The following is a 12508-nucleotide window of genomic DNA, read 5'->3' on the forward strand; positions in this document are numbered from 1 at the left end:
TGTCCTTTACAAAGGGTACGAATTAATTTATTTAGAAACTTTTTCAAAGGCACTCCTCCCCTCTATCCGTGTCAGTTATATGGTTTTGCCTAGGCGGCTAATAAATGAATATAAAAAGATACTCCCTTTACTTGAACAAACATCCTCATCTATTCATCAGCGAACATTGGCAACTTTTATGAATGAAGGATATTGGTACTCGCACTTAAGGAAGATGAAAGCTTTGTATAAACGTAAAATGAATCTATTAAATAAGGAATTATCAAAGCATTTTAAAGAATATGTCAGGATTAAAGGTGGTAGCTCCGGTATTTTCGTTATTATTGAAGTGAAAACAAAAATGAGTGAAGAAATGCTAATTGAAAGAGCACATGATCACGGCATTATAGTTTATCCTTGCTCAAAATATTTCTCGGAATATTTACCAGAATATCCTCATATTCAACTTGGATTTGGTGATTTAAGTGAAGATGAGATAATAAAAGGAGTCTCTCAATTAGCAAAAATTTGGTTCTAATAGGAAAAAGATAGAATAATTAATCAATGAATGATTTTATTTAAGTATTAATAGAAATCCCTTTAGTATTTTGAATTTTTTTACACTAAGTGATATTTTATTTTTTTATGCATAAAAAAAGACACCTTTAAAGTGTCTTCCTCCAAATTAATAACTGCATGTTATATCATAAACTTTCTCAATAATTATTAATTTAATCTTTACTTTTAAATATATCCTTTTAACATATTTTTTGAGAAACGATTTGGATATAGAGCAATAAGCATTTCATATGGACTTCCTTTCCAATAGCATTTTAACGGTGTCCATAATTTTTGTTTTATTAGCCATTTTTGATTAAATACTTTTAATAGCTGTTTTTCACTCAATTTTTCTTTCTCTTCAATAGTCCACCTTAACGCCTCTAATGCTTTACGTTTAGACCAATATCCAACAGGAGTAACTCTAAATTCCCATTCTTTAAAACGGTTTCTATATAAATCATTAATCATTCTAAACGGACTATTCCCCCAAATTATTTGACATGCTGATGCTAATCCATGGGTCTTTAACCATTTTATATTGTATATATCAAGCAATTGTTTAGGGGTTAATCTCTCTTTTTCTTCAATGGTCCATTTCAATGCTTCTAATGCTTTTTCTTTAGTCCAGAAGTTATTAGGGGTCATGCCAAATTCCCATTCTTTAAAACGGCCTGGATAAAGATCATTAATCATTGCATACGGGCTACTATTCCAATACATAGCCAGAGGTGCACTAAGCTTATTTTTTTTCAACCATTTTTTCCCGTATAATCCTAAGAGCTTTTCTTGTGAAAGACCCTCTTTTTCCTCAATAATCCATTTCAAAATTGTTAATGCTTTTTCTTTAGTCCAAAAATTTAAAGGCGTCATACCAAATTCCCATTCTTTGAACTGATTTGGATACAAATCATTAATTGCTTTAAAAGGGCTATTTTCATACCTATGTTTGAGTAATCCTCGTAGCCTATACTTTACAAGTAATTTTGTGTTCCACTTTTTTCTTATGTCTTCCTTATTCCATTTTAAAATACTGTTAAGCAAATATGTTAATACCCTCCGCGCCATTTTATTATCTATATCTTCTTTCCATGTATTCGGAGGAAATCTAATTCTTTTCCCATCTAATATTTCCTGATAAATATCTTCTATAGAAACTTCTTTTTTTAACAATATATAAATCCTCCTACAGTTTGTATTAATATTTATACACTATCATCATCTTCAATCAATATATATATTAAAAAATATAATTAAAATACCCATTAAAATCAACAAGAAAATTATTTTTTGAAAAATTTCTAATAATTAACCAAGTAAATATTTATTTTAATTTTCTAATTATTAGTTTATACTAAGTTAGTATTATTATATTTATATATAAGGAGTGTATTCGTATGGAGAAGATTAGTAAAAGCGATATTATTCGTACTGTTCCGCAAAGCGGTTTTTTCGGACACCCTAAGGGGCTGTTTACCCTATTCTTTACAGAGTTTTGGGAGCGATTCTCTTACTATGGGATGAGAGCAATATTACTTTACTATATGTATTATTCAATCTCACAAGGTGGTTTAGGGATGGACCATGCGACCGCAGCGTCAATTATGGCCATCTATGGATCTCTCGTTTACATGTCTGGCATTATTGGTGGCTGGATTGCAGATCGTCTACTAGGTTCAAGTAGAACAATTTTTTGGGGTGGAGTTTTAATTATGATAGGTCACCTGATTTTAGCACTACCAGGAACTATAAGTACTTTATTCATATCTATGGTGTTTTTAGTACTTGGTACAGGTTTATTAAAACCTAATGTATCTAGCATTGTTGGTGATTTATATAGTGAAACAGATACTCGACGTGACTCAGGTTTCAGTATTTTCTATATGGGTATTAATTTAGGTGCGCTTTTATCTCCTTTTGTTATAGGAACACTTGGTCAAAAGTATAACTTCCACCTAGGCTTTGGTGTCGCTGCAATTGGTATGCTATTAGGTTTAATTATTTTCGTTCTTACAAAAAAGAAAAATCTTGGTTTAGCAGGAACACAAGTACCAAATCCTTTAACAGACATCGAAAGAAAAAAAGTTATTATACAGTTTAGTATTGGCACAATAGCTATAGTACTATTTTGTATTTTAACGATACCAACAGGTATTTTAACTATTAATCGATTCACTTTATTAGTAAGTATCTTAGGTATTCTCATTCCAACTGGTTACTTTATTTTTATGTATCGTAGTCCGAAAACTACAAAAATTGAAAAGTCTCGTTTAATTGCTTACATACCATTATTTATCGCTGCTACAATGTTTTGGGCCATTCAAGAACAAGGAGCTATCATTTTAGCTTCATATGCTGATCAGCGTACTCAATTAAAGTTGGCCGAGTTTGAACTTCAATCTTCATGGTTTCAATCATTAAACCCTATTTATATTGTTTTGTTAGCACCAGTATTTGCTTGGTTATGGGTAAAGCTTAATTCACGTCAACCAAGTACGGCTAATAAATTTGCTATTGGTTTATTATTTGCTGGTTTATCCTTCTTAGTTATGATTATCCCTGCATATATACATGGTACAGAATCCCTTGTAAGCCCTATGTGGTTAGCGATTAGCTTCTTGTTAGTAGTAATCGGGGAACTTTGTTTATCACCTGTAGGTTTATCAATTACAACCAAATTAGCACCAGCTGCCTTCTCTGCTCAAACAATGAGTCTGTGGTTCTTAACTAGTGCAGCTGCACAAGCTATAAATGCTCAAATAGTTCGATTATATAATCCTGAAACAGAAATTATTTATTTCGGTGTAATTGGTGGCCTTTCAATCATTTTAAGTGTAATTTTATATTTTATGGCCCCAAAGATTCAAGTTTTAATGAAAGGCATAAAATAAAAAAAACTGTGTTAAAAACTTGTTATAATGCAAGTTTTTATGCACAGTCTTTTTGAATAGACATTGATTTTTTTATATATAAATAAATTGATAATAATTATTTATATATTTTTTGTATGCTAGTTCATCATCATATTGATTATGTAAATAGCTTTTCTAATAACTTTGAACGTCCTCTACTGTATATTCTATCCTTTTATTTACTTTTGAGAGAGAAAAAATTAACCGAGAACTCATTATAAAATCAACCAAGAAGCATCCAACATATTTTGATTAATCACTACATTTTCTTTCATTTTCATAGTATGTCAACGTATAAAAGACACTTTATAAAGTGTCTTTTATACGTTATAAGGTTAATACATTAATTTCATACTTATTCTTTTGTTTCTCCAACATGAGTGGTCTCTAAAACTCAAAGTACTGCTATTGAATTTTTTTGAAATAGTACCCCATGCCCATCAGGCTAAGAATTTAAGTGCAATATCATTCGTAGAATTTCTCTTTATAAAGGGAGTACTTAAGATTCAAATAACACATCTTTTCCATGTCGTACCGTTTTATTGAAGTCTATCTGAGTTGTAGCTAATTCAACGAGATTGCAAATTCTGAGTTCGGTGCCCCAGCGAATACGATTGTTCCGTTCTTTGGCAGTTTCACCTTGTTATTGCCACTCACGATGCTAAAGTTGACGCAAACTCCCTTCTCATCATACACTGCAAACGAACCTTTTGATGGCAACGTCACGGTCATTCTTTTCTCTGCTGCCGCTTGCGGAATTGCAAACCATTTCGCATGCCCATTTGCTCCCAACGTAACTTGGGATGATTGGCCTATAACAATTGGTTTTACATTTGATTCACTTACGTATAGCAACCCAGCCATCTCCATATATTCATTTCCACCTTCTGTATAGAAGTGTGTTTCCGTTGTATCACGGCCATTCATTACGGGAATTTTGAGCTGATGCGTTGCGGTATTCGGACCTGTAATTTTTCTGCCATCCCAATAGCCTGCTGGGCCTTCCTCGCGAGTAATTTGAGTACTAAGAAGTTTCGGTTGAACAAGATATTGAATAGAACTAAATTTCTCGTTTACAAGATAGAACTTGACACCTTCCCTCTTTGCCCATGCAGCAGCGGTTTTCTTCGATAGCACGTTGTCTTCTAGTTTCTCAGCTAAATAGTGGGTCATCACACTTTGCCCTAAACCTGGATGCGATTTATATGAGCTCTCCTTCAAATAAGTCCTTCCATTCTTCTCGGTTACAAAGTTGAGCTTGGAAGTCCCCTTCTCATTAATAAAGCTTCCATCAGCAGTATATACATATTTTTCTTCTCGATTAGATGGTAAGAACAGTTCCCCGTTGTTCGTAATTTCAATTTTGAAATGATTTTCGCTATTGCCATAAAATCCTGCTTTCTTTGCTACGCCTTGAGGCATTTTGACTTTGACCGGCTTACCAAAGGATTTGTTCGGCTTGATTTCCTTAATAGTACCTTTTTCTTTAAGCGTAGCGAGTAGCAATTCAGTTGCCAATAGTTGATTTGTAGAGCTCCGTCCACCAGATGTCAATACTGCCGCTGCTATTTTCTGTTCCGGAAGCACGACTAATATAGCATGTTGCAGTGCCGTATCGCCGCCCTTAGCCAATGCTTTGATCCCATATTCACTAAATGGGTATAGTCTCACACTATCCCAGCCAAGGCCATAGTTAAAAATATTATCTCCATCCCCTGGCCATATTCCTTTTTTATATTCCTCTTGCTCCATTGCCTCGACTACCTTATCAGAGAGAATCCCTTTTCCCTGTCCCATAAATAATTGTGAGAATCGCACCATATCTTCAGCCGTGGAAGATATGCCTCCCGTACCAATTACATTCACCGATTCAATTGGAAGTTGTCCTTGGTACGCCGGGAAATATAGTCCCGCCCGATTTTCGTCTCTCCATTTGTCCTGCGGCGTTTTCGTATAATTCATCTTTAAGGGCCCTGTAAAGCTTTGATGTAGAAATTCGGTAAAGCCCATACCACTAACTCTTTCCACCAAAATTTCAGCCAGCGTAAAGCCATCGTTACAGTATACCGAGAAAGCACCAGGGTCCGCCTTCAAGTTTTGATTTGACAATTGCTGTAACAAGGTATCATGGGCATAGGTATCATTATCGTTAAATAAAAATGCATTACCTAACGTAGAACCTTGCAATCCAGAGGAGTGATTCAATAACATACGCGGTGTAATACGTTTGTATCGACCGTCTTTCATCTTAAAATCAGGAACATAGCGGACAACAGGAGCATCCAAATCGACTTTCCCTTCATCGACCAATTTCATTACAGCCGCTGTTGCATACATTTTACTGACTGAACCAATCCCATATTGAGTATCTTTGGTTAGCAGCTTTTCCCCTTCCATATCATTCTTGCCAGCCTGACCCGACAAGATAAGTTTTCCATTATCAATTAGCGCATACTGCACGCTATTCGCTTCATGAGAATTTGTAAGTAGCTCCGCCTTCTCTGCTGCAATCTTCTTCAGTTCCTGACTAGCTACTTCTTCACCAGTTACAACTGTAGTCTCACTTTCAGAAAATGCTTTCGCTCCTGTTGGTAGAATCATAGTTACCGCTAATGCAGTGGCTAACACACCAGTTAGCTTATTTTTCATCACGGAATTACCTCCTTCGATAAGTGAACGTTTTCATTATTTATTTGTTTCACTATGAAAATATGATAAAACTTATCCGTTTTCCCTTTTGACCTACTTGCTAAATTCAGCAAGTAAAATATTTTTAAAAGGATCAGGGGTATCCGCTTTAAGACTGTTCAAATTGACGGCCAATGTATGCTTGCCTCCAAGTGTGCCCCCAGCAAAAGTTAAAAAGCCAGGAATGGTTCCTCCATGCCCCCATATCGATTCACCGTTTGAAAGCTTCATTTTGAAAATTCCAAGCCCGGAATCGCCAAGTTCATCTGTTTCTGTAGGAACTGTTGTAAGCATTTGCTTTAGTTGCTGTTCTTTCAGTAATTTGCCCCCAAGTAAATAAGAAAAGAATTTGTTTAAATCATCAGCTGTAGAAATCATATCTCCGGCCGAGCTCCCCATACTTGGATTATAATAAGTAACATCTTTTGGCTCACTTGCTCCGTCTAATTGGATATATCCACGGGCATGTTTGGTTCCTGGAATCACGCTTGAATTTCCGGGTAAGAATGTATTCGATAATTCAAGTGGTTCAATAATTCGATTTTCAATCTCTTCCGCATAGCTGTTCCCAGTTATTTTTTCAATAAGGATCCCTAGTAATACGTACCCTGTATTTGAATACGACCAACTCTTTCCTGGAGCAAAATCTGGAGGCATGGATATTCCCATCTTTACTAATCCTTCAGCAGTATAAGATTTTTTTGTATCCATCATATTAAAATCCTTTGACCTTGTGTAATTAGCGATACCACTTGTGTGGTTCAATAATTGCCGGATAGTAATCTGTTTATCATCATATCCATTTCCTTGAATGACACCAGGCAACCATTTTTCAATAGAATCGTCTAGATTTAGGCGGTTTTCTCCTGCTAATTGAAGTACAACTGTTGCAGTGAACGTCTTTGTCACGCTGCCAATTCGAAAACGAAAATCTGTTTTCATTGGTTTCTTGTTACTTAGATCAGCTACACCAGCCGCATAACTCCATGTTTTTCCACCCTCAGAAGTTTTAGCAAGTATCCCTGGATATCCAAGTTTCAATGTATTCCGCATTGCCTCTTTGACGGAATTTCGATCTCTTTGGTGGCTTGTTTGTAACGAACTAGATACATTTTGAATGGACTCCGCTTTTACACTTGAGATTGGATTTGTATAAAACAAGGAACCCCCAGTTATTAAAAGGGCTAAACCTGTACATGTAATTTGACAGTGCTTTTTCATCAAGATATTCTTCTCCCCTATTCATATTGTATAAATGGTTTTTTACTGTTTTCAAACTAATCACATAGCTTTCATCTTAACTAATGACAAAAGGGCGATATTGAATTTGTAATCATTCTTATACCCACTATTTCACAAACGACTTTCTGACCTAAAAAATACCCTATCTTTTTTTCAGATGTATGTTAACTTTTGTAATTATTCTTTCATACAAGTCTTATTAATTGATTTGTTTTCTTATATAAATATACGGTATTTATTCCTCCTCTCACTCTTCTTTACATTTTAATCATACACAATGAAAATCTCTTTTTTCTTACCTCTTCCTTACAAATTTCTTACGTTCAAAATCGCTTCTATTCCTCATGAATAATAAACTTTTAAACTCTTTCTAGTATTCGAAACCACTATTTGTAATCCAATCCATATTTTATTGATACCAATGCAGTTACAGGTATGATAAAATTCATTTGAAACATTGCTTTTGGGAATGCAATTGCTATTATAATTGCAATTTATTTTCTACAAACTGGATTGGGTCTCAACCCAACTTGCGGTTTTATTCCGCAGTCCTTAACAAATTGTTAAGGACCTTTTTTGTTTATCCTTTAGTTGCGTAAAAATTCACAAGCAAATTATTAAAATGGACATCCATACTAGTCTAATTACTTTTGTTAACTGCATTCTATCAGTCTGAGCAGCAAATTGAGTTACTTCCGCTCTCGTTATAACTTCTTGGAGATTGTATTTTCCTGTTGCATCACCTATAACAATATCTGTTTTTTATTATATCGATATTAGGGATAGTTCAGTGATTTTGTGAATTATAAAATATTAATTGTCCGATAAATACATTGTCTTTTTTAATACTATCACACAGGAATTGTCCCCCTAGTTTTTGCTAGGACTTTTCTATACATATTAATAATTGCATCAAGATTATAAGCACGTTATAATAGTCACCTAATTACATATAAAGAGGTGCAGAAAATGAATAAGACAGAATTAACAAAAGTAGTAGCAGAAAAATCAGAACTTACACAAAAAGATGCAGCTGCAGCGACACAAGCTGTGTTAGATGCGATAACAAATGCGCTAGCTAATCAAGAGAAAGTACAGATCCTTGGATTTGGTACATTTGAAGTGCGTGAAAGATCTGCACGTACAGGACGTAACCCACAGACAGGTGAAGAGATGCAAATCGCTGCTTCAAAGGCACCTGCTTTTAAAGCTGGAAAAGAACTAAAGGAAGCAGTGAAATAATTATATATATTGAAACAGGATCTGATATATGGATATCAGATCCTGTTTCTTATTTAATCAATTCTATTTTGTACGTTTAATTATTATATATCTATTAATCATTTCACGGTGCGAATTAATAATAAATTCTGCTGCATATCCTCTGCACATGTGGTTTAGAGCATACATTTTTTATATTTTGGTGCAAAATGAAAAGTTTCCTCTAATTCAATATTCTTTTTTTTACTTTTAAATTAAAATATTCCAAAGTAACCCTCATTAAACTGCAATTATAAATGTAGGGTTCTACTTACATTTGTGATTTATATAAATAATCTGATTTATTAACTTATCTATATCTTGACTTAAACTTAGCACCTGCTGATGTCTAAATCCATATTTATCTACTAGTTTAATTAATTCTACTTTCTTGTCTTCAATTAATTTTTGTAAGTTTCTCATCTCCATATCTATTAGAACTCCTTTTTTACGATTTAGCAGTTAAATTATAGTATAGATATAGAAATAAAGAAACTGGAATTTTTGGAAATCGAAAGAAAGAAATTCAGATGTGTCTAAAATACAATAAAATTATATATACGCATAAATGCATTTAAATTCTTCCATGATAATGTTATAATAGAATTAACCAAGAAGCATCCAACAAATTATGATTAATCACTACATTTTCTTTCAGAACTAGTCAACATATAAAAAGACACTATGTATATTATAGTGTCTTTTTATATACTCTATAATATTAATTGAACATAAATATGTTTATGCAAATTAAATTACTAAAAAACTTTAACAAGGGGTTGTACCACATCACTATCAAGCTTAGAAAAGCAAAATACACAAAAGGATATATCTTACCATATATGATGGAAACGACATATCCTTTTGTTAAAACTCTACTCTTATCGATTTCTGTTATCATTAAGTTTTAATTAAACTTAATACCACACTCTAATCGATCACTGTTATCCTTAGGATTTAATGTAATTGGCTTTACAATGTACTCCATTATATTCACCTCCTTTCACTGAAAGTATATTTCAACTCTCTTATTAACTAGATTGTTTAATAACCTCAGTTTCCGGTACTTTTTGTTTATCAATAGGATTTTTTATGTAATATCTATATAATCTATCTTTGATATTATATTTTAATTGATCACATTCAAAATCTTGTTTTTCTAAACTCAGTTCAGGGCATCTTCCTTTACATAGAGGCATAATATTGCAAGTTGTGCATTTGTTTGGCAATTCCCAATTCATCCATTTTGTTAAGGTTTGTAACGAAGTAATGCCTTCTGCTAAATTCCCTACTCTTAATTTTTTATTTCCAACTTCATGCCAGCATTTAAATAAATCACCGTAGGCATCCACAACAAAAGAGTTATTATCTACAGCTTGACAAACCCAACCACCACGATTTTTAGGATAAAGATTTCCCATATTGAAGCCAATCTTATCAGCGTATTCAATCAAATCTGTTTCCCATTTTGCAAACTCCCTTGTTACTAGACAGGATTCACTAATAGATTGACAAACGTCATTGTATGCCCCTACTGGAGCAAAATACACGGAAACTTTGTTGTTTAATCCTTGATTCATTAGAATAGGAAAAAGCTTATACACATCTGCAACGTTTTCTTTTGAAACATTTACACGAATTCCGACTTGTATAATATCTTGTATTTCTTTAATATTATTTAAAATTTTATTGAAAGAACCTTGCTTATTTCTTAAGATTCTAGTCACATCATGCGTCTCTGGGCCACCATCCAATGTGATTTGTACATATTCAACGTTATTCTCTTGGACCAAATGTTCTGCAATTTTTCTATTAAGTAAATATCCATTTGAAACCATTTTAGCTCTAAATTGAATATTTTTTTCTTTGCATATTGCTAATATATACTTTGACATTCTATCTATAAGATCTTTTTTTAATAATGGTTCGCCACCATACCACGTAACAGAAAATTCAGTCTTATTTTTTAAGTTATTTTGAATGAAATTTTTCAAATCTTCTTCTTTTTGTCCCTCAATATATTCATCTACATGATTCTCATAACAATATGGACATCGAAAATTGCATTGTAATGTAGTAGCTATAGTTAAACCTAAATATTCACTTCCAAAACGGCTTTTATTAGTTAAATAATGATAAACCCCGTATTCATCTAAAGAATTTTCTACTATAAAACCAGCCCTAGTCAATTCTTCTAAATGTAAATTAGGAATCTCATTATATTTTTTTCGGCTAATTTTTTTTATAGTATCCGTATACTCATCAGAAATTTTAACAAACGCCCCTGTATGGCTATTGTATAGAAAATTAATATTATCTCTTTTGAAAGGTACATTAAATTGTGATACCTTATACAAAATAATTCCTCCATTCTATTCCTATCCATATTACTAAAATGATGCAATTACTTATGTCTTGTAATATTAATTAATTGTTAAAATCTATTTTTCACTAATAACTTAACACAGGTATAGTAGCAAATGAATTGAGAATATATATACTGAATGTTTAGTATAGATATATAAACCTATTATGATAGTGTAAATATTGCATTTCTATTGGATTATGTTGCAAAATTTTTAAAAACTGCAATTGAAGAAGTTGATCCGAAAAAGAAAGAAATTTGTAACTCGAACTACAAGTGAACTCTTTTGAACAAACCAATAGTATAGTAGCAGAAGTTATTCAAAAGATAGGAGATAAAAAAATTAAATAAATCAATTACTCAACTACAATGACCCAACTGGACATCCATGGTATACCTCTAATGTCCTCCTGTTCTAATCCTACTACAATTATGATTACAGATTTTCGTAAGAAAGAATTAGCAGTAATAATTCGAAAGCATCCTTTAATTTTGATTGAAGATAATATACATGCATTTTTGACCACGGGTATTATTTTTGATTATCAACAACCTATGTCCAATATACTTCTAGAACAAATTGTTTAGATTTGTGAAACTTCAAAGTGCATTTGTTCAGGCTTAAGAGTTGCTTATACGGTCTTCGGAGAGTCACTACGCAAGGATATTTTACAAGATATTTTTGATATCAGTGTTAAAACGTCTTCAGTCGATGCGGAGGTTATAACAGAGATAATCCTTTCGGGGAAGGCTGATGATATAGTTGAACAAAAGAAGCACCTAGCCCAATCTGCAAATGAACTCTATTCAAAATATTTTCCTGGTATGATGCCTGTTGGACACCCTCTGAGCTTTTATCGTTGGCTCCCTATTCTGACTCAATTTGATGCTTTAAGATTAAAAACTGATTTAAAAAAGCTTGGTTGTTTGAATTTTTTATTCAAATCGCTTTATTAGTGGACAGACTACCCCAAATAAGTATTTACAGATTGCTCTTTCTTCTACAAACTCATTAGATGAATTAGAAATAGGATTAAAAATATTAAAACAATATCTCTATTAACAAGATACTGTACATTTATTTGAGATATGTAATGTAAACAACGTATGTATCCATCTACGTATTTCCAACTAGCGCAGATGGTATTTTTCTTAGTTCGGATACTCTGCTGCCCTACTTAACACCTAATTTTTTCATCTGTATTGTAGCAGCTAAAACACGAGAACCCAACCTTATCGTATCACTAACTACCGTTAGCTTTATTTATCATAGCCTAATTTGCGCAAGAAACAGACACGAAAATATTTTTGTTTTTTTAGAAAGGCATTATGTATGTTGCTCGAAGTTGAATTTAAATATATAGAATGATAGATTTAAATGTACTAAAATGAAGGAGATATGAAAGATTGCTGATATATATTTACAATTGCAAAAGTAGTGTTAGTAAAATTATAATGGTTCAAAGAAAAAGACATCTATACAATATAGATGTCTTTTTCTTTG

7 protein-coding genes and 3 pseudogenes are annotated in these 12508 nt (G+C 32.8%); 4 read left to right on the forward strand and 6 right to left on the reverse strand.

The genetic code is table 11. The features are described 5' to 3' along the window. A pseudogene (locus DN403_RS27975) lies at nt 1-517 on the forward strand (MocR-like pyridoxine biosynthesis transcription factor PdxR); the annotation flags it as partial. A 206-nt stretch (nt 518-723) separates the two neighbouring features. On the opposite strand, the gene DN403_RS27980 reads toward DN403_RS27975, so the two are convergent. Then, on the reverse strand, nt 724-1710 hold the full coding sequence (locus DN403_RS27980) for a DUF4046 domain-containing protein (RefSeq protein ID WP_149185989.1): 987 nt from the start codon (nt 1708-1710) through the stop codon (nt 724-726). Nucleotides 1711-1934: 224 nt separating this feature from the next. On the opposite strand from DN403_RS27980, the gene DN403_RS27985 reads away from it, so the two are divergent. Next, nucleotides 1935-3428: a peptide MFS transporter gene (locus DN403_RS27985; protein WP_149185990.1), complete on the forward strand. Its 1494-nt coding sequence runs from the start codon at nt 1935-1937 to the stop codon at nt 3426-3428. A 75-nt stretch (nt 3429-3503) separates the two neighbouring features. Here the strand turns inward: DN403_RS27985 and DN403_RS32020 are convergent. The 3 genes and pseudogenes from DN403_RS32020 to DN403_RS28000 form a co-directional block, all read right to left on the reverse strand. After that, a pseudogene (locus tag DN403_RS32020) lies at nt 3504-3671 on the reverse strand (GNAT family N-acetyltransferase); the annotation flags it as partial. A 342-nt stretch (nt 3672-4013) separates the two neighbouring features. Further along, nucleotides 4014-6098, reverse strand: a complete 2085-nt coding sequence (locus tag DN403_RS27995; RefSeq protein ID WP_149185991.1) for a serine hydrolase domain-containing protein — start codon at nt 6096-6098, stop codon at nt 4014-4016. A gap of 93 nt (nt 6099-6191) precedes the next feature. Then, nucleotides 6192-7358, reverse strand: a complete 1167-nt coding sequence (locus DN403_RS28000) for a serine hydrolase domain-containing protein (protein WP_098405683.1) — start codon at nt 7356-7358, stop codon at nt 6192-6194. 990 nt (nt 7359-8348) lie between these two features. Between DN403_RS28000 and DN403_RS28005 the strand changes: the two genes are divergently transcribed. After that, on the forward strand, nt 8349-8621 hold the full coding sequence (locus tag DN403_RS28005; RefSeq protein WP_097961968.1) for an HU family DNA-binding protein: 273 nt from the start codon (nt 8349-8351) through the stop codon (nt 8619-8621). 285 nt (nt 8622-8906) lie between these two features. On the opposite strand, the gene DN403_RS28010 is transcribed toward DN403_RS28005, so the two are convergent. Next, entirely contained in the window at nt 8907-9068 is a 162-nt protein-coding gene (locus DN403_RS28010; RefSeq protein WP_098519096.1) for an aspartyl-phosphate phosphatase Spo0E family protein, read from the reverse strand. A gap of 602 nt (nt 9069-9670) precedes the next feature. Beyond that, nucleotides 9671-10996, reverse strand: coding sequence for a radical SAM/SPASM domain-containing protein (locus DN403_RS28015; protein WP_098833865.1), 1326 nt, complete (start codon nt 10994-10996; stop codon nt 9671-9673). 380 nt (nt 10997-11376) lie between these two features. On the opposite strand from DN403_RS28015, the pseudogene DN403_RS32435 reads away from it, so the two are divergent. Further along, nucleotides 11377-12067 (forward strand): annotated as a pseudogene (locus DN403_RS32435) (aminotransferase-like domain-containing protein); the annotation flags it as partial. Between the last annotated feature and the right edge of the window lie 441 nt (nt 12068-12508).

Source organism: Bacillus sp. AY2-1 (assembly GCF_008368965.1).
GTDB lineage: Bacteria > Bacillota > Bacilli > Bacillales > Bacillaceae_G > Bacillus_A > Bacillus_A thuringiensis_S.